Origin of the sequence: Synechococcus sp. 60AY4M2, assembly GCF_002760375.1 — a bacterium.
Classification (GTDB): Bacteria; Cyanobacteriota; Cyanobacteriia; order Thermostichales; family Thermostichaceae; genus Thermostichus.
In genome coordinates, this window is record NZ_AUMZ01000001.1 from 482,769 (window position 1) to 506,292 (window position 23,524).

Consider the following 23,524-nt stretch of genomic DNA (forward strand, 5'->3'; position numbering starts at 1 on the left):
TCCTGAAGTTTCAAGCCAAGAAGAAAAACGTGGTTGTCGTGGAAGTATCGGAAGCGTACACCAGCAAAACCTGTACCAAGTGCGGGCACATCCACACTAAGTTGGGTGGCGCAAAGGTGTTTAGATGCCCAAAGTGCAACCATAGGCTACCACGAGATTGGCAAGGCGCTCTGGGTGTTATGCTCAGGGCTGTGCGGGATACCGCCTTTCTGTTCGGACTCCGTCCCACTAACGCGGTCGCGTCAGCATCGCGTAGTGACAACGGAAACGGACAGAATGCTATCGCTTCACCGCTGAGCAGTAATGCTCAGCAGTGTTCAGCGTAAATGTATCAGTATCAACAGGAGTGAGCAGGGATCGACCGGATCCCTGCCCCCTCAAGCCCAAAATTTGCTCTCTTCAAGACTCCGGCGCCAGGCGGGCATAGAACAAGCCCTGGACACGGACGGTGCGGGGTTCCAGTGCCCCTTGCTCGGTGCTGGACTGCTGAATGCTAACGAAGGAGCCGCCCATCTCTCCCGTGCTGGGATCCACGCGGGCAATGCGCAGCGACAGTTTCCCCCGCGAAACCTCGTCCACCTTGCGGTTGGTGGCGAAGTCGTCCTTGGCCGCCTGTAGCCCTACGGCTGTGTCGTAGCCGGTGTTAGAGCCGCGCCCGCGCGCGTCGAGGAAGGTGCTGGTGTGGTAGCCGGGCACCAAGAACTCCCCTTCAAAGTCGGTCGAGGGGTCAATGGCGGAGCCCTGAGCTGTGGCCACCAAATCTTTCACGCTAAACAAAAATGGCACCAGCTCGCGGCGGGGCAACTGACCGGTGGTCGGCTGAAAGGTGATCCCGTCCACCACTTTGAGCTCCAACCCGCCGTCTTTGGGGGTGACCTCAGCCTTAATCGGCCCCAGCGTGGCTGCCGAGATCATGATGTTTTTGGCCTTGATAAACTCTTTTTCCCCGTTCCGTTTCTCTTCTTCCACCTCAATTTGCACCGGCTGGAAGCAGACGTCTGTCAACTTTAGGGATCCCCCCTTGGGCACCTCGATGCGGCCGCGGGCATCGTCCGAGACGGAAGGGCATATGGCCGCCTTGCCGGTGTTGCGGATCTGGTCGTAGGTTAAGGGGGCCTTGGCCGCCTCCGCCGGCAGGGCGAAGACGCTCAAACAGAGCGCCAACAGGATGGCGAGTAGTGGACGGTACCGCATAATCAACCTCGAAAAACCTGTTTTAATCTCAATGCTGCTGGGGAAAATAAGCCCGAATGCCCCTATTGTACGCAATAGTGATCCCCTCTTTGGCCGGGCTTGCAGAAGTTTCCTGGCCAGGCAGAGCTGTCGGGTAGCTGCGTTTTCCTACTTCTTGGATTGCCGACCCCTGCCCTTCTACAAAGACCTCGCGGCCCCCTCAAAGCGGGCCACTCGCCACCAGGGATCCCAGCCAGCGCTCCCGAATTTGGTTCACCAGCTCGCCGATGGGCTGTTGGTTGACGCGGTAGCTGGTGGGATGGGCGATCAAGCGGGCGGTGCTCTCGAAAAGGCAGTCCCGTTCCACCAGGCCGTTTTCCCTCAGGGTACGTCCGGTGGCCACCAAGTCCACAATCGCATCGGCCATGCCGGTGATGGGAGCCAGTTCCACTGAGCCGTAGAGGGAGATAATTTCCACCGGCAAATCCAACCGGTCAAAATACTCGCGGGCGCAGCCGACAAACTTGGAAGCCACGCGGGCATGGGGAGGCAACTGGGCCGCCGAGGTGTAGGGACTTTCTTGGCGAAGAGCCACCGACATGCGACAGTGGCCGAACTTCAGATCCAGCAGGTGGGCCACTCGCACCTCGCTGCCGGCATAGCGCTCCCGCAAGACGTCGTAGCCGACGATGCCCAGTTGGGCCTGGCCGTACTCCACATACACCGGCACGTCGTGGTTGCGCACCAGCAGCGCCTCGTAGCGTTGCCCGTTGAGCTGGGTGGGCGATTCAATCCGCAGCAGGCGGTTGCCGGGATCCAAAAAGCGACTGAAATCGATCCCCACCTGTTGCAAGCAGAGGATAGCGTCGGCCAGCAAGGCTCCCTTGGCCAGGGCAATGGTGATCGGCTGGCCGGCGGAACGGCAACCTGGGGTATCGGGATGCGGGGCGGGGCTGAGGCCGAAAGCCATCGACATAGAAGGATGTCCGGGATCCCTGCTCTTGCCAGGGCTAGATAGAGAGTCAAGCCTTGACAGCGGCAGAGCAGTTGCGGGCGTTGCTTCCCCTCGATTGTAGAGGATCGGCCTCTTGGCGGCGATTCCCCCCTCTATCCCCCCGTACACGGGGGGACTGGGGGGCCAGCCCAGAGCGAAAACCCTCTTCTGTTATCCAGACTGCCGATCCTGGGATGATAAAGTCAGGAGACGATAGACCCGGAGGAGAGAGGACGGCATGAAAGCCATGATCCTGGCAGCCGGCAAAGGGACGCGGGTACGGCCCATCACCTACATGATGCCCAAGCCGATGATCCCGATTTTGCACAAGCCGGTCATGGAGTTCTTGGTGGAGCTGCTGCGGGAACATGGGTTCGACCAAATCATGATCAACACCAGCCACCTCGCTCACCAGATCGAAGACTACTTTCGCGATGGCCAGCAGTGGGGAGTACACATCGGCTTTTCCTTCGAGGGCCACTTCGAGAACGGCCAGCCGGTGGCCGAACCCCTGGGATCCGCCGGTGGCATGCGCAAGATCCAGGATTTTTCCGGTTTTTTCGACAGCACCTTCGTGGTGCTCTGCGGCGATGCCCTGATCGACCTCAACCTGACCCAGGTGGTCAACTTTCACAAATCTAAGGGGGCATTGGCCACGGTGGTGTTGCGAGAGGTGGATCCCAGCCAAGTCTCCAGCTATGGCGTGGTGGTAACCGATGCGACGGGCCGGGTCACCGCCTTCCAAGAAAAACCCAGGCAGGAAGAGGCCCTCAGCAACACCATCAACACCGGCATCTACGTGTTCGAGCCAGAAGTCCTGGACTACATCCCCCCCGGCTGCCCCTATGACATCGGCAGCGATCTCTTCCCCGCCTTGGTGAAAGCCGGCGCCCCCTTCTACGGCCTCAAGGCCGACTTCCAGTGGGTGGACATTGGCCGTACCCCTGACTACTGGCTGGCGGTACAGAAGGTGCTGCGCGGCGAGATCAAGGGGGTCAAGGTGCCCGGGATCCAGATTCGGCCCGGCGTCTGGACGGGGATCAACATCCGCGCCAACTGGGATCGCATCCATATCGAGCCGCCGGTCTACATTGGGGCCAGCACTTACCTGGCAGACGGGGTGAAGCTCATCGGCCCCACAGCCATTGGCTACGGCTGTGTGTTGAACGAAGGGTGTACGCTGGATGGCAGCCTCATCTTCAACTACACCCAAATCGCTGCAGGAGTTACCCTGCGCCACCAGATGGTGATGGGTCGCTACTGTATTTCCTCCGATGGCAATGCCATCGACACGGAAGAGTCCAACCTCACCTGGTTGATCGGAGATGCTCGCAGCCATGCCAACGGCAAATCCCAATAGCACCCTCTATCTCTACGGGATCGTCGCTGCCCCCGGCCCGCGCCACCTGAATGTGGTGGGGCTGGACAAGCAGCCGGTGGGGATTCACGTGCTGGGATCTTTGGCCTTTCTCTATTCCCAGGCTCGCCAGGAGCGCTACTTGGCCAGCCGGGCCAATCTGCTGGCCCACGAAGCTGTCCTAGAAACCGTGATGAGCGAGGGATACCGCGCCCTGCTGCCGCTGCAATTTGGCCTGGTGGTGAGCGGCTGGGATCAGGTAGAGCAGGATTTGATCAAACCGCACCTGGCCGATCTGCTGGCCCTGCTGCAGCGCCTGGAGGGCAAACGGGAGGTGGGGGTAAAAGTCTTCTGGGATCCCCAGCAAGAGCTCCAATTGGGGCTAGAGGAAAACCCGGCCCTGAAAGCCCGGCGGGACGAGATGGCTGGCACCCCCTTGGGGCTAGATGCAGTAGTGGAAATTGGGCAGGCTCTGGAGCAAATGCTGGAGCAACGGCGCCAACACATTGCCCAAACCTTCACAGCCGCCCTCGGCTCTCTGGCCAGCGATCGCGTCGAGGGAGAGCTGCTTACGGAAAACATGGCCTACAACAGCTCGTTTCTCATCAACTGGGAAGATGAGCCGGCTTTTGCCCAAAAAGTGGAGGAGCTGGATCGAGCCTTTCAGGGACGGCTGCGCATTCGCTACAACAATTTCACCGCTCCCTACAATTTCGCCAAGCTTTGACCGGCCTGTACTCCCCCCCCTATATCCCCCCGTCTACGGAGGGACTGGGGGGCCAGCCGCTTGGGACAGGCAGCGCGGATGTGGGACTCGCTCAGGTCGGGCATGAGGGCCAGGGCCCGTTGGGGATCGATTTGCGCTTCGCACACCGCCTCCAGCACCTGCTCGGCCAGAAGGGAAAGGGGCATATCGGCGGTTTGCTCAGGATCGGTATCCTCTCTAATTTGTCGAACTCCCACCGGCGGGGGAGGCAACACCGGCGGCGCCGCCTGCGGGGGCAAGGTGGTGGAGGTACCCACCTCCAACTGCGCTTCGGCCAGGGCCACACCGCGCCCTGCCACCAACAGGGATCCCAGCAACAGCGTCCCCCCCAACCTGCCTATTCCCTTGCTGAGCGGAGCACGCTTCCCCAGACCTTCTCCAAGGCTACCGCTAGCCAACCTTTTGCCCAGCGCTTCGCCGCTCATCTTACCCCTCCAAGACCACCCCTTTGTTCAAGATATCCAACAAACCTTGGATTTGCAGTAGGCTATCGTTGGCTCCCAAACCGTTTGCAGCCCCCCCCCTATGGCTCGTCTATCGCAAGAGCTGGCCCGATTTGCCTGCCTTCCCGCCCATCCAGAGCAGCCCGAGCCTTACCCAGAGGGATCCCCACCCATCCGCCTTGAAGAGATTCTCAAACTGGCGGGCGAGCGCAGCTTTGGCTTGTTTTTGGCGGTGCTCTCCTTCCCTTCTGCTCTGCCTCTGCCAGCTCCTGGCTATTCCACTCCCTTTGGCGTGGTTATTCTGCTGCTGGCCCTACAAATGCTGGCGGGGCGAACCACCCCCTGGCTGCCGCCATGGGTGCTGCAGACATCCATTGAACGGAAGCAATTTCAAAAGTGGGTGCAGGCCGGGATCCCGTGGTTGCAGCGCATTGAAAAAGTTGCCTGCCCCCGTTGGCAACCAGTCTGCACCAGCCGCCTGGGCCAGGTCTGGCTGAGCACCTTGATCAGCTTGATGGGTATTTCCATGATCATTCCCGTGCCCGGCACCAACACCCTGCCGGCGATGGGGGTCTTCGTCACCGCCTTTGGCCTCCTCGAAGAGGACGGGATCCTGTGCAGCTTGGGATCCCTGATCTGTGTGGCGGCGGGGCTGCTGACCACTTCCATTTTGGTGGGCCTGTGGCTGGGGGGAACGACTCTGTTGGATTGGCTGAGAAGATAGCCTTTTGCCCTCACTCCCAACCCCGGCCCCCCCTATATCCCCCCGTGTACGGGGGGATACGGAGTTGGGGATCGAGGCAACGCCCAGCTTCACCGATGGAAAGACGGTGACGAAGTTGTATCGCCTGTGTCTTGTTGCAACGGACACCCCCGCGCCGCTAGCGGGATTGAGGGACCAGCGCCAGATCCTGGGTGAGGCGCAGCTCGATCACCTGGTTGGGATCCAAAACTACCACCTGTGGCGCCGTGACGTTGCCGATCACCGCTCCGGCCACCCCAGCCCCCAGCACTTCTTCTGTGGCAATGGCATTGTCGCCGGTCACCAAGCCGAGAATGGCGCCCGCTGCCGCGCCGATGGCCGCATCTTGGATGATTTTGCCCGTGGTGGTGTAGCGAGGATCCTTAACATCGTGGATCACATCCGATTGGGCAGCCAAGGGGAACAGTTGGTTGTTGGCGATGATGCTTTCTGCCACAAAGCGCGTGCCCCCCGGTGCCGGCTCAAAGCGGCCATCCACCCGCGAGCCGAAAGGCACCAGGATGTCCCCCTGGGCGTTGCGAATCGGGGTGCGGACGATCAAGGACAGGGGGCGAGTTTCGTTGGGGGCGATGAAGAGGCGCTCGTTGAAGGGGGTGGTGGTCTGCATCAGGGTGCCCGCCGCCAGCGTGGAAAGGCGCAGGTCAAAGCCCGCCGGGGGGGTGGAAACCCAACTGCTCGGGTTCTGGGCCACCAGGGATCCCCGATTGAGCAGGGCCTGGTGGGTAAAAGCGGCCACCTCGGCACGGGTGGCAGGGCGGTTCGGCTCCAAAAGCATAGGATCCGGGTAATTGACAATCAGGCCGGCACGGTTGGCGGCTGCAAGTTGTGCCAGGGCCCAGTTGGGAATGGCTGCCGCGTCGCGGTAGCGGCTGAACAGCTCGCTCGGCTGAGCCGCGGGGATGGCACTCGTGTTGCCAAGGGCGTTAGTCAGGATCACCAGCGCCTCGGTGCGAGTAACGGGCTGTTCGGGTCGGAAGGTGCCGTCTGGGAAGCCGGCCACCAAGTTGTTGGCTGCCGCCGTGGAGATAGCATTGGCCGCCCAGTGGCTGGGAGGCACATCCCGAAAGCCGATGAAGGTACCAGAGGTGTTGCGAAGGCGAAAGGCAGTGGTGACAAGGGTGGCAAACTGAGCGCGGGTCACCGGCTCGTTGGGACGGAAGGTGCCATCCGGGAAGCCGTTCAACACCCCTTGAGAGGAGAGGGTCTCGATATAGGCTTGCGCCCAGTGGCCAAAGGTGTCGCGAAAAGGAGCGGCCATGGCCACCTGGCAGTGGATGCCCAGTGCGGCTCCCGATAGGAGTAGGCCGGCTGTGCGTGGGGTCAACAGAGAGGGAAACATCGTGCATTCACCAAGTTGTCGTAGCGCCCATTGCTGGGTCAATAGCTACTCTTATTCTGGCTATTTCCTCAGTGGCGGCAATAGCTAAAACCCTTGCTGTGTCCTAATTTGAGCATTTCCAACCTAAGATTTGCATGGAAACGCAATAGCGGAGGATTGGTAAGGAAATCTCTTCATCTCTGTTGCGCCAGCATCGCGTATAGACAACACCCCAGCCTCAGTTGCTGTTCACGGCATTGCCACTCTGTACAAGTTTGAAACAGCCCCCCAGGGCTCCGCAGTGCCAGGGAGTTGATGCTGGCAGGACATAGGATCCAGCCCCCCTCCCAGAAGGAGAGGGAAGCTGAGCATCAGGGATAAGGGGTGCTGTTTCCACAGCCGGTGGCTACGAAAGGTCCCCTGCTGCTGGCGGGATTGGGGGATCGGCGCCAAGTCTTGGGTGAGGCCCAGCCCAGGGATCCGGAAGGCTCGCCCAGGAGCGCCTTGGCAGTCGGTATGGGTTAAATGACCTTGCCCTCGGACGTGATTCTCCCCTTCAGTTTGCCGGCCCGCTCTTCAGCTTCCTCGGTAATGAGGGCCAGTTGCTCTAACACCTCGCCGGGGTATTTTTCCAACACCCGCAGAGAGAGCGCTACCCGCCCTTTGGCCTCATCCACATCGATGACCACGGCCTTGAGCGGCTGACCGGGCTGGAACAAGTCGGATAAGGAGGCGACAAAGCTTTGGCTGACCTGCTTGATGGGCAACAGCCCGCTGCCCCCCTCCTCCAGCTCCACGAAAACGCCGAAGGGCTTGAGGGCGCTGACCTTGCCCCGCACCACCTGACCGGTGGTGTAGATTCCCAGGCTCTCAGCTTGTCGCGCTACTCGCTGGGAGAGCACCAGCTTGTTGGCAGCGGGGTTGACCTCCAACAAACTGGCGGTCAGCGATTGGCCCACCAGCTCTTCTAGATTTTCCCGTTGGTTGAGATGCGAGCGAGGAATAAAGCCCCGCAGCCCCTGCACGTCCACCAGAACCCCGCCCTTGTTGGTGCCGATCACCAGGGCAGTTACCGTCTGGCCGTTGGTCTGTTTTTCGGCCAGCTCCTCCCAAAGTCGCTTCAGCCGCAGCCGCCGCGCCGAGAGTACGATTTGCCCTTCCGAGTCCTCTCGCAAGATGAGAAAATCGGCTTCGCTTTTGAGGGGAAAAAGCTCGCTCAAATCCTCTCCTGAGCGGATCCCGGCTTCTTTCAGGGGCAAAAAGGCCGGCGACTTGCCGCCGATATCCACCAGCGCCCCATCGTTCTGGTGCTGGAAGATGCGGCCTCGCACCACCTGTCCCGGTCGAAAGTCAAGGCTTTGCGCCTCCAGAGCCTTGGCAAAATCTTCCGAAGAAAACGTATCGGCAGCCTGAGAGCGAGGGGAGCGAAAGGTCATGGAATGCAAAGGAAGCAATTCAAGAGGCAATGGGTTTCAGGATAACCCAAAACTTGACAGGGATCCCAGCCCCTCTCGTCCGCCTCGGCGGGAAGAGGTACTCACCCTCTTGAGAGGAGGCCAAGCCCAGGGCATCGACACCGGCAGCTTCCTCTAGATGTAGTACATCAACCTGGCCTGTTGCTGTTGCGCCTGCCGGTCGCAGAGGTCTTGCAAGGTCGTTTTTTGGAGAATGCCCACCGCTGCCGCCTGGGCATCTTGCCAAGCCTGCCAGAGCACCTGGCGCTCCGGCGAGAGATCGCCGCTGGGCAAGTCGCGGGGGCGGGTGAGATCTTCTCCCTCGATGGCCTGAATGATGTCCAATAGGGAGATCTGCCAGGGCGGTCGAGCCAGAGAGTAACCTCCTTTGGCGCCCCGCTGGCTGCGTACCAGGCCCTGCCTGCGCAGCGTGGCCAGCAACTGCTCCAGATAGCGGTCGGGAATCGACTGGTGGGCTGCGATCTCCTTAATCTGCAATACCCGGCCGTCATGGTAGTGCTGGGCCAACTCCAGAAGGGCCAGGAGAGCGTACTCACTTTTACAAGACAGTTCCAAAATACCCATCCTTCCTGCAAGGATCAGGTCTATGATACTCCGGTTTTCCACCGGGGTTTTGTGGGATCCCCTTTGGGTTGCCGGTGGGTTGGGCCTGTATGGTGGAATAGGCCCCTTTGGGAGTGGTTTATGGCAAGTGTTGGCACCCTGTCCGGTTCAGCGCGGATCCCGGCGGAGCGATTGCAAACTTTGCGGCAGCAGATCGGCAAGCTGATCGCCAACGTCGAGTCGGTGTTTCAAGGCAAGCCACGGGTGGTGCAGGCCGTGGTGACGGCCCTGGTGGCGGAAGGCCATGTCCTCCTGGAGGACGTGCCGGGAGTAGGCAAAACCACGTTGGCGCGGGCCATTGCCCGCAGCTTGGGGGCCAAGTTTCAGCGAATTCAATTTACCAGCGACCTCTTGCCGACTGACATTCTTGGCCTCACCCTTTTCAACAAAGAGAAAGGGGAGTTTGAATTTCGCCCAGGCCCCATTTTTGCCCATGTCATCCTGGCCGACGAGATCAATCGCACCTCTCCCCGCACCCAGAGTGCCCTGCTAGAGGCAATGGCGGAAAAGCAGGTTTCGCTGGACAACCGCACCTACCCGCTGCCCAGTCCCTTTATGGTGTTGGCCACCCAAAACCCCTTGGAGTATCACGGCACCTATCCCCTCCCGGAAAGCCAGTTGGATCGGTTTCTGGTGCGGCTGTCCATCGGCTACCCCAGCCCTGAGGTGGAGCGGGCTTTGCTGCTGCAGCGACAGCAGGCAGAGCCGGTGGAGGCTCTCCAGCCGGTGCTTTCCCTGGCGGAGCTGCGGGAGATCCAGGCGGCGGTGGATCAGGTGTACCTGGATGGATCCCTGGCCGACTATCTGCTGCAGGTGGTGCAGGCGACGCGTGCCTCCAGGCTGTTGCGGGCCGGCGTGTCCACCCGCGGGGCGTTGGCCTTGGCAAGGGCAGCACGGGCGCAGGCGTTGGTGAGAGGGCGGAGCTTTTGCCTACCGGAAGATCTGCAAGCTTTGTTTGTGCCGGTGCTGGCCCATCGCATTTCTTTGGCCGGATCTGGGGACATGACGAGCAACCGACGGCAGGAGGCAGAGGCCGTCATCCGCGACATCGTGGCAACGGTTGAGCCGCCAGTTTGAGGAGGGATCCCTTAGGCGATAATAGGAGCCAGCGGTCTTGGGCAGAACTGCGGATGTCGGATCCCAATCAAGAAATTAAAGACCTCATCCTGGCTTTGGACAAAAAGCTGGAGGGAATCGACCGCAAGTTGGAAATCCAGGTGACGGAGATCAAAAGCGAGATCCGGCTGGTCAAAACCGACCTGGAAGCCAAGATCGACCTCACTCGCAACGACCTAGAGAGCAAGATCCAAGGCGCTCGCAACGAGCTGGAAGCCAAGATCGACCTCACTCGCAACGAGCTGGAAGCCAAGATCGACCTCAGCCGTAGCAGCCTGGAAGTGAAAATCGCGGAGCTAAGCGGCAAAATGGATGGCTACAGCAAGCGGCTTGACCAACAGGAGTTCATCAGCCGCGGCGCGATCGTGGCCCTAGTCGTTGGGGTGGCCTCAGGGTTTATCAAGTATCTTTTCTTCAGCAATTGATTGGAGTTTGACCTGAGTTGCCTTGGGTTCCTCCCCAAAACCTGCAAGCGGCGGCGGGTCAGCACTCCTGGAATTGGTCGAGGGCACGACACAGCTCCGGGACAACTTCTGCTGGCCAGAAACCCTCACCCCGCCGGCCCTGGTGCAACTGGAGATAGAGGCCCCAAGCAGTGGCGCTGCCACTGGCAACCAACGTGAGGGCAGGAAAGGTCTGCTCCAGCGTAATGCTCTCCTCGGCCATCAGTTGGGAGGCGACAGCTTCCATATCCTGCTGCAGACGATACACCCCCTGCACAAATGCTTGCCATTCTTCTAGGGTTAGCTCCAACGCCCAAGTCTCTCCTCCCACCAGGGCCACAAAAGGGGAGCGCCCAGGATCCCAGCCCAACCGCCAGCCGGATCCCTTGCGTAGAGCAGGAGGAGGCAGGTTCGAGAATCCACCGTCGTTTCCGGTAAAAAGCAGGGAGGTAGAGGGGAGAGGAGCATCCATCGCTGCGGCTAGGCCAGAAAAGATGCGGGTACAATCGACAGGGTGTGTTGTCAGGATAAAGCGGCCATGGCCAGTTGTCAGTCTCCTACTGCCCAACCTCGCCGGTTTTTAAGGACTCCGCTCCGCTGGCGCAAACAGAGCAGCCTCATTTCCGGCTTGGGCCTGTTGCTGACAGCCTTGGTGCTCCGTGCCGCTGACGCGACCGGGGTTCGCAAAGAGGCCGAAGATCCTGTCTTGCCAGCGCAATTGTCTGCAGCGGCCACCCCCGAAAACCCGATCCTGCACGTGGGCATTGTGCAACGCTTTGGCCGTTCTGAGCAAGATCAGGTGGAGCTGGCAGCGCCGCTGGGGTCTTTCCTCACCCTGGAATTTGCCCAGGCAGACGGCAGCACCCAGAGGCAGCGGCTCCCACAAGTTACGGTTGGGATCGTCAACCGCGCCCTGGCCAGCCCGGAAACCGTGTACCGCCTCATCCTCAGCAGCCACAAAAGCTTCGAGAGCGCCGAGGCCAGCGCCAACTCCTGGGAATCTCTGGGCATCCGCACCGAGATCGCCCAACCGCAGGAATGGCAGGTGTGGGCCAGCCGCGCCTACACTCCCCAACAACTAATCCAGATTCAGCAGTATGCCCAGAAAGAAGGGATCCCTCAGGTGCGGCTGGAGGTGCAGGAGCGGCGCGAACGGGCGGAGCTGAGCTGGGTACATGAGCATTTTCGCTACCATCGCACCCGCCTGAGGGTAACCTCCGATGCCGGCTATCTGCGGGTGAACGACCGCTACTATGCCGGATCCATTACCATTCAGCCCAATGCCTACGGCAGCTATACGGTGGTCAACGCCGTGCCCCTGGAAACCTATTTACGGGGGGTGGTGCCCCATGAGGTGGGGCCAGGGGCCCCCTTTGCCGCCATGGCCGCCCAGGCAATTTTGGCGCGCACCTACGCCCTCAAGAACCTGCACCGCTTTCAGATCGACGACTACCACCTCTGTGCCAATACCCACTGCCAGGTTTACAAGGGGCTGAGCGGCACCCATCCGCGGGCCGACGAAGCGATTCGCCAGACCAGCGGCCTGGTGCTCACCTACAAGGGCGAGCTGGTGGATGCCGTTTATTCTTCCACCAACGGCGGCATCTCGGCAGGCTTTGAAGAGGTTTGGGACGGAGAGCCGCGCCCCTACCTGCGCCCGCAGGTGGATATCGCCCACCAGCCCGATCAGCCCTTCGATTTGCGGCAGGAGAGCGACTTCAAGGCCTTTCTGGCCCGGCGGGAGGGTTTCAACGAAGCAGGGGTATCGCGCCTCTTCCGCTGGGAGTTTTCTCAGTCGCTGGAGGAGCTAAACGCCCAACTGCGGGCCGCTCAAGAGTACCTCGGGATCCCTCTCCCCGAGTGGATGACCATCCAGGGGCTGCACGTCCTGGAGCGCTCGGTCAGTGGTCGGGTGCAGGCGCTGCACGTGGACTTGCAGACGCCCCAAGGGCTCCACTCGATTCTTTTGCGCAAGGATCAGGTGCGCCTGGCTTTTCCCCGCCTGTACAGCACTCTGTTTCGCGTGGAACCCCTGAAACAGAGCGGGCGGCTGACAGGCTACCGCTTTATCGGCGGCGGCTTTGGCCACGGGGTGGGGCTGAGCCAGTACGGCGCCTACACCCTGGCGCGGCGGGGGTTGAACGCGGCGCAAATCCTCGCCTTTTACTACCCCGGCACCACCCTGGCCGAGCTGGGATCCCTCTCCCTGCAGTTGCCTGAGGTTTCCCTGGCCTTTGACAGTAGCCAGGCGCAGTCCTGGTCCGGCTACCAGAGATAGGGGGCACGATGGAAGAAGAGCGACGGGAACGCGGCCATCCCCCTCTTCGGGATCCCGCTCCAGAGGAAGGGTGGCAGGAAGGGGCGGCCCAAGCGCCGCCAGAGCTGGCCCCCCCCTACATCCCCCCGTACACGAGGGGACAAGAGGGTGGCCGGGGGGAGGCGGGGCTGTCGGGGATCCCGGTCGCCCCACCGGGGTTTAAGTCGGGATTTGCGGCGCTCATCGGGCGGCCCAATGTGGGCAAGTCCACCTTGATGAACGCTCTGGTGGGCCAGAAGATCGCCATCACTTCTCCCGTGGCCCAGACCACCCGCAACCGCCTGCGGGGGATCCTCTCTTTGCCGCAAGCCCAGATCATCTGGGTGGACACCCCTGGCATCCACAAGCCCCACCACCGCCTGGGGGAGATCTTGGTACACAACGCCCAGGCTGCCATTGGGAGCGTGGATGTCGTCCTCTTCGTGGTGGATGGCTCGGTGCCGCCAGGGCGGGGGGATGCTTTTATCGCCGAGCGGATCCCCAGCGCGACCCCCTGCATCCTCGTCTGCAACAAAGCCGATCTGCTGCCCAAAGAGTCTGCCGCGCGCCAGGCCCACCAAGAGAGCTACCAAGCCCTGCGCCCCGGTGCCCCCGTCGTCTGGGTGTCGGCGTTGGATCCCGGCAGCTTGGCGCCCCTCATCCAGGCCACCGTCGACCTGCTGCCCCCTGGGCCCTACTACTATCCCCCGGATCTGGTGACGGATCAGCCGGAGCGGTTTATCATGGCGGAGTTGATCCGCGAGCAAGTTCTCTTGCACACCCGCGAGGAGGTGCCCCACTCGGTGGCCGTCACCATCGACCAGGTGGAGGAAACCCCCAAGGTTACCCGCGTCCTGGCCACCCTCTACGTGGAGCGGGACTCGCAAAAAGGGATCCTCATCGGCAAAGGGGGGGAAAGGCTCAAGCAAATTGGCCAGGCCGCCCGCTTCCAGATTCAAAAGCTCATTGCCGGCAAGGTGTACCTGGAGCTGTTCGTCAAGGTGCGGCCCCACTGGCGGCGCTCCGAGCACCTGCTGCGCGACTTCGGCTACCGCGTTGAAACGTGAAGGGGTTTTGTGGCTGAGGTTGAGCTATCTGGTGGTATTGATGGGGATGCTGCACGTTGAGGTTAACGGCAATGCTGCGACTGTATGGGATCCCGACCTCCGGGAATTGCTACAAAGTAGAGCTGCTTCTCAAACAGTTGGGGATCCCTTACGAGACGGTTGAGGTCAACTCCAGGGTCGGAGAAAATCGCCGCCCCGAGTACCTGGCCAAGAACCCCCTGGGGCAGATCCCGGCTTTGGAGCTGGAAGACGGCACCGTCTTGGCCGAGTCAGCCGCAATCTTGGTTTACCTAGCAGAGGACACTCCCCTCTATGGCCAGACGCGGCTGGAGCGGGCCGAGATCTTGAAATGGCTCCTTTTTGAACAAACCCGCATTGCCCGCTACATTGCCACCACCCGCTTTTGGGTGCGAGCCGGCCAGGCCGAGGCCAATGCCGAGCTAATTGCCCAGAACCTGAAACTCGGTACCGAGGCTCTGGAGATCATGGAAAGCCACCTACGGGAGAAGGAGTTCTTCGTGGGCAACCGCTACACCATCGCCGATCTGGCCCTGTTTACCTATACCCATGTGGCCGAGCAGGGCGGGTTTGACCTCAAGCCCTTCCCCAACATCCGCGCCTGGTGTGAGCGGGTCAAGGCCACCGACCGCTTCTTTCCTCTCCCCGGCGCCTAGAATTTCCCAGTGGTGCCTTTGCAGCCGACCGAGTCGGATCTCGCTTCCAATCCTAGCGGAGGATTTCTCACTCCCAGCCCCTCTCCCTGAGGGAGAGGAAAACTGGAAATTGTTGCCACGAAGGGCTCCAGCGGCTTTGGGCCACCCCCCTCGGAAAATAGGAGCTGCCAGGAGCTTGTCGGGCCCTAGCGCCCCTTGAGCTCCCGCTGGATCTCCCGCCGCGTCTCCCGTTCCTTAATTGCTTGTCGCTTGTCGTGGAGCTTTTTGCCGCGGGCCACGCCCAGGTGAGCCTTGATCCAGCCGCGGTTGAGCACCAGCCGCAGGGGAACCACAGTCAGGCCTTTTTGCTCCACCAGGCCCCGCAGCCGGTCGATCTCGCGGCGGTGCAACAACAGCTTGCGGCGGCGGGTCGGGTCGTGGTTAAACACCTTGCTGGCAGTTCCGTGGGGGGCAACATGCAAGTTGTGCAGCCAGGCCTCGCCATCGCGAAAGAGGGCAAAAGCGTCTTGCAAGTTGGCTTTGCCCGCTCGGATGGACTTTACCTCTGTGCCGGTCAGTTGGATCCCGGCTTCGTAGGTCTCCAAGATCTCGTACTCGAAGCGGGCGCGGCGATTCTCCACCAGGGTTTTGACGTTGGGATCCACAGCCATACGCTTTCAGAAGAGAGCTTCGTCCACCAGAGGGCCTAACGAGAGGCCAGGGAACCCTCCAATTTTTGCACTGCCCGTCCCACCAGGCGCTCGGATTTGCTGCGCCAGCGAAAGCGAATGGGGGTACCGGTGAAGTCGAGGTTTTGCCGGAAGTGCTTTTCCAGGTAGCGGCGGTAGTTCTCTTTGAACAGATCGGGATCGTTGACAAACAGGAGAAAGGTGGGAGGCCGCTCCGCCACCTGGGTGCCGTAGTAGATTTTGCCCTGCTTGCCCTGGCGGTTGGCGGGGGGTGACTGCCAGGCGAGGGCATCCTGGAGAACTTCATTGACCACGGAGGTGGCGATGCGCTTGCGATGGGCGGCTACCGCTGTGTTGACCTCGGCAAAGATCTTGTGGGTGCGCTGCCCCGTGAGGGCGCTGACAAACAACAGGGGTGCCCAGTCAATGAAATAAAGCCGCTCGCGGATCTCGCGGGTGTACTCGTTAATGGTGTGAGTATCTTTGTTTTCCACCGCGTCCCACTTGTTGACAACGATGATGCAGGCGCGGCCTTCTTCTTCGATGCGGCCAGCCAACCGCTGATCCTGCTCGGTTACCCCCTCCAGGGCGTCAATGACCAGCAGCACCACGTCCGAGCGCTGGATGGCTTTGAAGGCGCGGTTAATGCTGAAAAACTCCACCCCATATTCCACCCGGCTTTTTCTGCGGATCCCAGCCGTGTCGATGAGACGATAGCTCTGCCCCTCCCACTCCACCAGGGTGTCAACGGCATCGCGGGTGGTGCCAGCAATGGGGCTGACAATGGCCCGCTCAGATCCCACCAGGCGGTTGAGCAGGCTGGACTTGCCTACGTTGGGCCGCCCTACAATGGCCACGGCGATGGGATCCGGCTCATCTGCGGCTTCTTGGGCCACTTCGGGCAAGTGAGGCAGCACCGCCTCCAACAGCTCGGCTACCCCATTGCCGTGGACGGCAGAACAAGGGATCGGCTCCCCCAGCCCCAACTCCCAAAAAGCCGCCGCCTGCGCCAGGCCCAGTTGCCCCGACTCGCACTTGTTGACGGCCACCACCACCGGCAGGGGTTGTCTGCGCAGCCAATCGGCCAATTCTTTGTCAGCAGGGGTCAGCCCCTCGCGGCCATCCACCACAAAGATTACAGCGTGGGCCTCGGCCATCGCCGCCATGGCCTGCTGACGGATGTGGGGCAAAAACTCGCTGTCGTCGCCGAAGACCAGGCCGCCGGTATCCACCACCCGCAGGCGGCGCCCGTTCCACTCCACCTCTTGGTAGAGGCGATCCCGCGTGATGCCCGGCTCGTCGTGGACAATGGCCGAGCGCACCCCCGCCAGGCGGTTGACGAGGCTGGATTTGCCCACGTTGGGGCGACCCACAACGGCTACAAGGGGTAAAGCCACTGCTCCGCTTGCCAAAAAGCCGAACCCAGACTTCTATCCTAGCCTTTGGGATCCCAGATGCCCAAACCCGCTGATCTCAATCATTGCCCTGAAGGCAGCTCTGGCGGTAAGTTAGGTAGCTAACCTCCCATCAGACACCGGCTGCACTCGTTTCCCCTCCTTGCTATGAACCGTGCCCTCGCCCCTGCCCAGCGGCTGAACAAACTGCCTGCCTATGTCTTTGCCCGCTTGGATGAGCTGAAGGCCCGCGCCCGCCAGCAGGGGTTGGATTTGATCGATCTGGGCATGGGCAACCCCGATGGCCCCACCCCCCAGCCGGTGGTGGAGGCGGCCCAGGCCGCCATTGCCGATCCCGCTCACCACGGCTACCCACCCTTCGAGGGCACGGCTAGCTTTCGCCAGGCAATTGCCGAGTGGTATTGGCGCCGCTACGGGGTGGAGCTGGATCCCAATGGCGAGGTGCTGCCTCTATTGGGATCCAAAGAGGGCCTGACCCACCTGGCCCTGGCCTACGTGGATCCAGGGGATCTGGTGCTGGTGCCTAGCCCTGCCTACCCGCCCCATTTTCGCGGTCCCCTGATTGCCGGCGGGCAGATCTACCCACTGCTGCTGCGCCCGGAGAAAGGATGGCTCATCGACCTGCAGGAGATCCCGCCGGAGGTGGCTAAGCAAGCGCGGCTGCTCTACTTCAACTACCCCAACAACCCGACAACAGCGGTGGCGACCCGCTCCTTTTTTGAAGCAGTGGTGGCGTTTGCTTGCCGCTACGACCTCCTCCTGGTGCACGACCTGTGCTATGCCGAGCTAGCCTTTGACGGCTACCGGCCCACCAGCCTGCTGCAGATCCCTGGCGCCAAGGACTTGGCCGTGGAGTTCCACACCCTCTCCAAAACCTACAACATGGCCGGTTGGCGGGTAGGCTTTGTGGTGGGCAACCGCCAGATTATCCAGAGCCTGCGCACCCTGAAAACCAACCTCGACTACGGCATTTTTGGCGCCCTGCAAAAGGCGGCCGAGACCGCTTTGGCCTTGCCAGATAGCTACCTACAGCAGGTGCAGGAGCGCTACCGCCGCCGACGCGACTACCTCATTGCCCGCCTGGCCGAGTTGGGCTGGCAGATCGAGCCGCCGCGGGCGACGATGTACCTCTGGATCCCGACCCCCCGCACCGCCGACGGCACGCCCGAGGGATCGACGGAGTTTGCCCTGCGGGTTTTGGAGTCCACCGGGGTGGTGGTGACTCCCGGCAACGCCTTTGGGGAAGGGGGAGAAGGCTACGTGCGGATCAGCCTGATTGCCGATTGCGAACGCCTGGGCCAGGCCATCGACCGCTGGGCAGAAGCCGGGATCCGCTATTGCTGAGCTCTAGGGTTGGCCCTCTCCCCTAGGGAGAGGGGAGTTGGTATTGCTCCACGATGCGCCGGGCAAAAGGAGGCACATGCTGCTCCAGCTTGTGGGGATAGTGGCGGCGGACGTAGAGATAGTTGCGGACAAAGTGGGAGTCGATGGAAAAGCGGGCATATTCTAGTCCGCGCGGCCCAAAGCGCTGGATGGCCACCGCCAGGAGCTGGGCCAGCCACATGGGCAAGCTCAGGGCCTGCTCGTAGGCTTGGATCCCCTGTTGCACCGCCGCCCGCCGCGAGCCCCGCGAGATCACCGGCTGGGTTTCCAGCTCTTCCCAAACCAGATCCAAGAGCTCCCGCCCGCGCGCATTGCGCACCAGCAGCCATTGCCAGCCAAAGGGGGATCCCATATAGCCCACCACCAGATCGGCCAGGCTGTTGACGTAGTCAAAACAGGTAAGGCAAGAGGGGGCAAACACGTCTTTTAGTTCTTTGGTTTTGAGGCCAAAAAAAGGCACCTTTTCCACCGAGCCGTCTTCGTGCTTGAAGTGGACGTGGAAGTCCTGCATGAACTCGTAGTGCACCACCGTTTGCGGGGAGCGGCTGGTGGTTTCAAGAAACTTTTGCAGCCCGGCGCGGCTGACGTTGTCTACGCAGGGCGTGCCCAACACATAGAGCTTCTCCAGGCCCAAGTTTTTCTCCACCGCCCGCAAAGCCTGGATCTGGCAGCCCACCCCGATCACCAGCAAGCGCTTGAGGCCGCTTTGCTCCACCTGCTCCAGCACGGAGAGATTGGGCGATAGCGTTGGCTTGTTGACCCGCGCCGCCAAGACCGCTTCTGGGGTACGCGCCAAGACAGGCCGTGGCTGAAAGCGATCCCGGGGATCCGCCTGCACGCACACCACCCCTTCTACTAGGCCGCTGCTGAGGGCCTTCATGCCGATGCTGCTGACGATGCCCGTCCACTGGGCACCCGGGATCGGATCCCGCCGGCGGGCCGTGTACATTGCCTCGTAGACGCCGAAGTAGTCGCTGTCGCTGACGGCATCCGATTTGGAGCGCAGCGATTCCCGCGATCGCCCGTGGGTTTGCTCTTCTAGGCGGGTGAACTGCTGGTTCAAAAAGGCACAGGCTTCCTTGACGTGGGCGACGTAGCGGGTATCGCAGAGGCCGCACTGGCTGCACAGCTCCTTGGCCGGGTAGTGGCCGGAGCGGATGGGCCGGGCCGGACGCGGTAAACGGGATCCCATAAGGTCTAAACCGTAGCCGTGGCGGGGTACCTTCTTCAGTTTGCCGCCAAAACCGCAGACGGCGGGCAGAGGAGTTGAAAGATCCCCGATCCTGCCCAACGCTCGCCCGCCCCTCCAGAGTTGCCCCCAGACAGAGAGGAAAAGCCAGATCCCCTGAGTTGCCCTTTTGTCGGCAAGCGGCGATGCAACAAAGGCCCCCTCAGCCTCTGCCCAAACCACTTTCGAGGGCCCAGCGGGCCAGTTCGGTGCGGTTGTGCAGGCCGGTTTTGCTCAGCATGTTGCTGACATGGCTTTCGACGGTGCGCTGGCTCACTCCCATCACCTCGGCAATCTCGCGGTTGGACATGCCCCTGGCCACATACTGGATCACCTTGGCTTCCGTAGGGGTGAGCTCGATTTCCCGATCTAACTTGATGACCGGCTGAATGCCCGCATTCTGCATTTGCAACAGGCGCTCGGTGTGCTTGAGGACGGACTCCACCTGAGCCACCAGCTCTTCCGGCTCAAAGGGCTTGACCAGGTAAACATCTGCCCCCGTGTTGAGGCCGCGCACCCGATCTGCCGTTTGCCCGCGGGCTGACAAAAAGATCACCGGAATCCAGTCCGTCGCGCTGTTGGAGCGAATGGTCTGGACAAACGTGTAGCCATCCATCTCCGGCATCATCACATCGCAGATGATCAAATCCGGAGTAAAGTGGCGCATCGCCTCTAACCCTTCCAGGCCATTGCTCGCCGCAACCACCTCGTAGCCGCGAAACTCCAGGTAATCCTTCACCAGAAGGATCAGGTTTGGATCGTCGTCAATCAGCAACAATCGCTTTGGGTTGTCCACTGCTCATCCCTTTGCTGCAAGAAAGCCCAAGGAAAAAGGATAGCCCGCTTAGCAAACCTCTGGACAAATCGGCAAATCTACAGCCGAGGTGGCGCCAAGAAAAAACCTGCCAACCTCTAGCCGGTTCGTCAGTTTCCCCTAAACCTGGATAATAAGGTATCACATACAGACGGAGGTGGCGGCATATCCAAAGAAACACGAAGAGGCCGGGTACCTCCTCTGGCCGGCTCGGCAACTGCCTCCGCCCTGCCTTGGGATCCTCCCGCTGGCAAGCGCTCGCCCTCTGGGGCTGGTTTGGCTTGTCGGGTTTTCCCCATGGGCAGGAGAAGTAGAGCCAGGAGAAAATACAATTCTGGCGGCAACCTACATGGGGAAAGAGGGTGGAAAAGGGCACGCTGGTCGAGTTTCGCCACAACAACGAGCGGGTACTGGCAGTAGTTGAGGGCACCGAGGGCAAAAAGAACCTGCTGCTGGGCGTGGCTTCGGGGCAGGTGCACAGCGTTCACCCTCGCCAAATTACGTTTGCCTTGAACGGCAATTCCAGCTTTACGGTGTCCGATATCCCGGGCTTTTGGCAGGCGGTGCAGGCAAAGTTGGATCCCGAAAGTTTGGCTTTGGCCTGGGAATTGGTTCAGGAGGAGCGTCGGCCCCTGAGCCTGTCGGAGATGGCCCAGTTGTTGTTTTCCGACGATTCCCCGGTCTCCACCTATGCTGCCTACCGTCTTTTGAGCGAGGATTACGTCTACTTTAAGGCAAAGGGGGAAGGCTACGAGCCGCGTACTCCGGCTCAGGTGAAGGAAATTCTCCATCAAATTGCTGTCGCCCAGCAGCGGCAGCAGGAGCAGGCCGAGTTTGAGGCCCGCCTAAAGGCAGCGGTGGCCCAGCCTGGGCAAAAGTACACTTGGACCCCGGCGGAACGGGCTCGTCTGGAGCTGTTGGAGCGCTTAGCTTTGCAGGGAGCACCCGATAGCCTTCGCAACTACGAGGATCTTTCCCACAACCTCACCCCCTCGGATCGCGAGCGGGCTTCCCACCTGCTGCGGCTCCTGGGATTCCCCGACACGCCCCAGGGAGCTTTTGAGGCGTTGGTGGCTTTGGGACTGTGGAGCCGCCACGAGAACCTGGCCCTGCGCCTTACGGGGATCCCCACCCAATTTCCCAAGGAGGTGGAGCGCTACGCCCAAACTTTGCTTGGCGGGCCTCCCCCCTTCTTGGATCTGCCTCTGCGCCGGGATCTCACCCATCTTCACACCTACACCATCGACGATGCCAGCACCCGCGACATCGACGATGCTCTCAGCGTCGAGTTTGAGTCGGATGACGAGGTGAAGCTCTGGATCCACATCGCCGATCCCAGTTGTTGGGTGCGGTGGGGGGATCCCCTCGACTTAGAAGCCCGCAAGCGGGGCACCAGCGTCTATTTGCCGGAGCGGGTGATCCCGATGTTTCCATCGGAGTTGTCCACCGGCCCGATGAGCTTGGTGCAGGGGGAGGTGCGGCCTGCCCTTAGCTTCGGCATCCGGCTGGGATCCGACGGGGCCGTGCGCGACTACGAAATTTGCCTCAGCCAGATCCGCGTCAACTACCGCCTCACCTACGACGATGCCGACGAGATGCTGGAGTTGGGGGCGGAGGCCCAATTGACAGCCATTGCTCGGGCAGCGCGCTGGCGCTACGCCTGGCGACTGGCGCAAGGGGCGATCCCCATCGGCCTGCCGGAGCAGGACATCAAGGTCATCGACGAGATCCCCCACCTGCGGGTGATCGAGGATACGCCGGCGCGGCAGATGGTGGCGGAGATGATGGTGCTGGCCGGTGAGGTAGCCGCTCGCTTTGCCCGCCAAAACGGGATCCCGGTGCCCTATCGCCTGCAGCCGGCTCCTGAGCTGCCCCCGCCGGAGGTTTTGGATCTGTACCCCCAGGGTCCGGTTCGGTCGTTTGCCATCATGCGCTGTCTCTCGCGGGCGGAAGTGGCCACCCAACCGGGGCGACATACGGGGCTAGGGCTCGATGCCTACTGTCAGGTGACCTCTCCCATTCGCCGCTACCTGGATCTGGTGGCCCACTACCAGATCAAGGCTTTTTTGCGCGGGGATCCCTTGCCCTTGACAGAAGCCAAGGTGCAGCAATTGTTGCTGGGGATCGAGCCAGGCACCGCCGAGGCCAACCAGGTGGAGCGCAAGTCCAAGCGCTACTGGAGCATCGAGTACCTGCGTCAGCGACCGGGGCAGATTTGGCAGGCCTTGGTCTTGGGCTACCTGCGCGAGCAGGAGAACCTGGTGATGGCCATGCTGGATGAGATTGCCTTTCGCGTGCCGGTGCGCTTGGAACGGCAGGTGCCGCTGGGGACCTGGATCGAGTTGGAGGTTCTGCAGGCAGATCCCCGCGCCGATGTCATTGAGCTGCGGGAGGTGGGACAGAATGCCCTTTAACCTGCGGCTTGCCCAGTCCGGGCAAACAGTTGATACAACAGAGGGGGAAAGTCCGCCAAAGTCTGGACTGCGAATTTCTCGAGGGGGATCCCATGACCGTACGACCTTCCGGCCCACCTCCGATTGTCTACATTCTTTTGCTGGCGATACTGGGGGGAGGCGGCTGGTATGCCTATCGTTCCGGCCTGCTTGACTCTTTCCTGAAGCGAGGGAACGCGCCTTCTGTCCCTGGCCAGATCCCGGCTGCCCAGCCGCAAGCGCCAACGGCCCCCAATCTTCCTCCAGCCCAGGCCCCCAACCAGCCACCCAGCGCGGTTAATCTGGATACTTCCCTGCCCAACCCGGCGGTGCTGCAGATGGACGGCAGCGTCACCATGATCCGCATTGTCTTGGCCTTGAAGTCAGGCTACAGCCAGCGCAACCCCGCCATCCCCATCACCTACGGGATCCCCGACGGCAAGCCCAATGGATCCAACGCCGGCCTCAAGGCCCTGATGGAAGGTCGCATCCAGCTTGCTGCCAGCTCTCGCCCCCTCAATGCCAGCGAAGTCCAGGCGGGTTTGCAGGCCATCCCGGTGGCCAAAGATGCCCTGGCGGTGGCGGTGGGGGTAAACAACCCCTACAAGGGCGGCCTGACGCTGCAGCAGTTGGCCGACATCTTCCAGGGCCGGATCACCAACTGGAGCCAGGTAGGCGGCCCCGATCGTCCGATTCGCGTTCTCAACCGCGCCCCTCAGAGCGGCACCTACAGCGTTTTCCAGGAGCTGGTGCTGTTGGGGCTGCCCTTTGCCCCCGATAACCCGCCCTACTTCACCACTGCCACCCAGGATGCCACCACCCCTCTCCTGCGGGCTTTGGGAGAAGACGGCATCACCTACAGCACCGTGGATCAGGTGCAAAACCAGCAAACGGTGAGGATGGTGCCCATCGACGGCCAGATGCCCACCCGCGAGGCCATCCAAAGTGGCCGCTACCCGCTGGCCCGCAACGTGTTTTTGGTGGTACCGCAAAAAACCAGCCCCGTGGTGGCTGATTTCATCAACTATGCCCTCTCCGACCAAGGCCAGCAAATCATTGGCCGCACCGAGTTCATCCCGCTGCGGTAGCTGGCCTT

General features: G+C 61.5%; 23 protein-coding genes. 12 read left to right on the top strand and 11 right to left on the bottom strand.

Annotated features, from left to right (window positions below):
* The coding region (locus tag SYN60AY4M2_RS02030; protein WP_143597310.1) for a zinc ribbon domain-containing protein at nt 1-326 on the top strand (326 nt) is incomplete at its 5' end.
* 73 nt (nt 327-399) lie between these two features.
* Here SYN60AY4M2_RS02030 and SYN60AY4M2_RS02035 read toward each other — a convergent pair.
* Nucleotides 400-1,194 carry a photosystem II manganese-stabilizing polypeptide gene (locus SYN60AY4M2_RS02035; RefSeq protein WP_011430097.1) on the bottom strand — a complete coding sequence of 265 codons (795 nt, stop codon included), beginning with the start codon at nt 1,192-1,194 and terminating at the stop codon, nt 400-402.
* A 199-nt stretch (nt 1,195-1,393) separates the two neighbouring features.
* Complete coding sequence (gene hisG / locus SYN60AY4M2_RS02040; RefSeq protein WP_240527875.1) at nt 1,394-2,143, bottom strand: ATP phosphoribosyltransferase; 750 nt, start codon at nt 2,141-2,143, stop codon at nt 1,394-1,396.
* A gap of 262 nt (nt 2,144-2,405) precedes the next feature.
* Between hisG and SYN60AY4M2_RS02045 the strand changes: the two genes are divergently transcribed.
* Complete coding sequence (locus SYN60AY4M2_RS02045) at nt 2,406-3,527, top strand: NDP-sugar synthase (RefSeq protein ID WP_011430095.1); 1,122 nt, start codon at nt 2,406-2,408, stop codon at nt 3,525-3,527.
* A complete protein-coding gene (locus tag SYN60AY4M2_RS02050; RefSeq protein ID WP_041438253.1) occupies nt 3,505-4,251 on the top strand; it encodes a GvpL/GvpF family gas vesicle protein in 747 nt (248 codons plus the stop codon). The genes SYN60AY4M2_RS02045 and SYN60AY4M2_RS02050 overlap by 23 nt, the downstream gene beginning before the upstream one ends.
* Here SYN60AY4M2_RS02050 and SYN60AY4M2_RS02055 read toward each other — a convergent pair.
* Entirely contained in the window at nt 4,230-4,622 is a 393-nt protein-coding gene (locus SYN60AY4M2_RS02055) for a hypothetical protein (RefSeq protein WP_041438250.1), read from the bottom strand. The genes SYN60AY4M2_RS02050 and SYN60AY4M2_RS02055 overlap by 22 nt on opposite strands.
* 193 nt (nt 4,623-4,815) lie before the next feature.
* Here SYN60AY4M2_RS02055 and SYN60AY4M2_RS02060 point away from each other — a divergent pair, with 193 nt between their 5' ends.
* The gene (locus SYN60AY4M2_RS02060; protein WP_011430093.1) at nt 4,816-5,457 is read left to right on the top strand and encodes an exopolysaccharide biosynthesis protein; all 642 of its coding nucleotides are present in this window, start codon (nt 4,816-4,818) and stop codon (nt 5,455-5,457) included.
* A 157-nt stretch (nt 5,458-5,614) separates the two neighbouring features.
* Here SYN60AY4M2_RS02060 and SYN60AY4M2_RS02065 read toward each other — a convergent pair whose 3' ends face one another.
* The 3 genes from SYN60AY4M2_RS02065 to SYN60AY4M2_RS02075 form a co-directional block, all read right to left on the bottom strand.
* Nucleotides 5,615-6,835, bottom strand: a complete 1,221-nt coding sequence (locus SYN60AY4M2_RS02065; protein WP_099812187.1) for an S-layer homology domain-containing protein — start codon at nt 6,833-6,835, stop codon at nt 5,615-5,617.
* 500 nt (nt 6,836-7,335) lie between these two features.
* The gene (locus SYN60AY4M2_RS02070; protein ID WP_011430091.1) at nt 7,336-8,250 is read right to left on the bottom strand and encodes a S1 RNA-binding domain-containing protein; all 915 of its coding nucleotides are present in this window, start codon (nt 8,248-8,250) and stop codon (nt 7,336-7,338) included.
* A 153-nt stretch (nt 8,251-8,403) separates the two neighbouring features.
* Entirely contained in the window at nt 8,404-8,844 is a 441-nt protein-coding gene (locus SYN60AY4M2_RS02075) for an Rrf2 family transcriptional regulator (RefSeq protein ID WP_011430089.1), read from the bottom strand.
* Nucleotides 8,845-8,973: 129 nt separating this feature from the next.
* Between SYN60AY4M2_RS02075 and SYN60AY4M2_RS02080 the strand changes: the two genes are divergently transcribed.
* On the top strand, nt 8,974-9,969 hold the full coding sequence (locus SYN60AY4M2_RS02080; protein WP_011430088.1) for an AAA family ATPase: 996 nt from the start codon (nt 8,974-8,976) through the stop codon (nt 9,967-9,969).
* 53 nt (nt 9,970-10,022) lie between these two features.
* Nucleotides 10,023-10,433, top strand: coding sequence for a hypothetical protein (locus SYN60AY4M2_RS02085; RefSeq protein WP_099812188.1), 411 nt, complete (start codon nt 10,023-10,025; stop codon nt 10,431-10,433).
* A gap of 58 nt (nt 10,434-10,491) precedes the next feature.
* On the opposite strand, the gene SYN60AY4M2_RS02090 is transcribed toward SYN60AY4M2_RS02085, so the two are convergent.
* A complete protein-coding gene (locus tag SYN60AY4M2_RS02090) occupies nt 10,492-10,923 on the bottom strand; it encodes a DUF1818 family protein (protein WP_049749741.1) in 432 nt (143 codons plus the stop codon).
* A 66-nt stretch (nt 10,924-10,989) separates the two neighbouring features.
* On the opposite strand from SYN60AY4M2_RS02090, the gene SYN60AY4M2_RS02095 reads away from it, so the two are divergent.
* The 3 genes from SYN60AY4M2_RS02095 (at nt 10,990) to SYN60AY4M2_RS02105 (ending at nt 14,488) form a co-directional block, all read left to right on the top strand.
* Nucleotides 10,990-12,729 carry a SpoIID/LytB domain-containing protein gene (locus SYN60AY4M2_RS02095; protein WP_011430086.1) on the top strand — a complete coding sequence of 580 codons (1,740 nt, stop codon included), beginning with the start codon at nt 10,990-10,992 and terminating at the stop codon, nt 12,727-12,729.
* 8 nt (nt 12,730-12,737) lie between these two features.
* The gene (era, locus tag SYN60AY4M2_RS02100) at nt 12,738-13,814 is read left to right on the top strand and encodes a GTPase Era (protein WP_099812189.1); all 1,077 of its coding nucleotides are present in this window, start codon (nt 12,738-12,740) and stop codon (nt 13,812-13,814) included.
* Between the two features lie 71 nt (nt 13,815-13,885).
* On the top strand, nt 13,886-14,488 hold the full coding sequence (locus SYN60AY4M2_RS02105; RefSeq protein ID WP_011430084.1) for a glutathione S-transferase family protein: 603 nt from the start codon (nt 13,886-13,888) through the stop codon (nt 14,486-14,488).
* A 185-nt stretch (nt 14,489-14,673) separates the two neighbouring features.
* Here SYN60AY4M2_RS02105 and smpB read toward each other — a convergent pair whose 3' ends face one another.
* Nucleotides 14,674-15,138 carry an SsrA-binding protein SmpB gene (smpB, locus tag SYN60AY4M2_RS02110; RefSeq protein WP_011430083.1) on the bottom strand — a complete coding sequence of 155 codons (465 nt, stop codon included), beginning with the start codon at nt 15,136-15,138 and terminating at the stop codon, nt 14,674-14,676.
* Between the two features lie 35 nt (nt 15,139-15,173).
* On the bottom strand, nt 15,174-16,553 hold the full coding sequence (der, locus tag SYN60AY4M2_RS02115; protein WP_011430082.1) for a ribosome biogenesis GTPase Der: 1,380 nt from the start codon (nt 16,551-16,553) through the stop codon (nt 15,174-15,176).
* A 165-nt stretch (nt 16,554-16,718) separates the two neighbouring features.
* Between der and SYN60AY4M2_RS02120 the strand changes: the two genes are divergently transcribed.
* Nucleotides 16,719-17,915, top strand: a complete 1,197-nt coding sequence (locus tag SYN60AY4M2_RS02120; protein ID WP_011430081.1) for an aspartate aminotransferase — start codon at nt 16,719-16,721, stop codon at nt 17,913-17,915.
* Nucleotides 17,916-17,937: 22 nt separating this feature from the next.
* On the opposite strand, the gene SYN60AY4M2_RS02125 is transcribed toward SYN60AY4M2_RS02120, so the two are convergent.
* Entirely contained in the window at nt 17,938-19,146 is a 1,209-nt protein-coding gene (locus tag SYN60AY4M2_RS02125; RefSeq protein ID WP_011430080.1) for a Coenzyme F420 hydrogenase/dehydrogenase, beta subunit C-terminal domain, read from the bottom strand.
* Nucleotides 19,147-19,345: 199 nt separating this feature from the next.
* Nucleotides 19,346-19,978, bottom strand: a complete 633-nt coding sequence (locus SYN60AY4M2_RS02130) for a response regulator transcription factor (protein ID WP_099812190.1) — start codon at nt 19,976-19,978, stop codon at nt 19,346-19,348.
* Between the two features lie 380 nt (nt 19,979-20,358).
* On the opposite strand from SYN60AY4M2_RS02130, the gene SYN60AY4M2_RS02135 reads away from it, so the two are divergent.
* The gene (locus SYN60AY4M2_RS02135; RefSeq protein WP_099812191.1) at nt 20,359-22,410 is read left to right on the top strand and encodes a ribonuclease R family protein; all 2,052 of its coding nucleotides are present in this window, start codon (nt 20,359-20,361) and stop codon (nt 22,408-22,410) included.
* Between the two features lie 92 nt (nt 22,411-22,502).
* Nucleotides 22,503-23,516 (top strand): phosphate ABC transporter substrate-binding protein, encoded by a 1,014-nt coding sequence (locus tag SYN60AY4M2_RS02140; RefSeq protein WP_011430077.1) that lies wholly within the window; start codon nt 22,503-22,505, stop codon nt 23,514-23,516.
* Nucleotides 23,517-23,524: the final 8 nt, after the last annotated feature.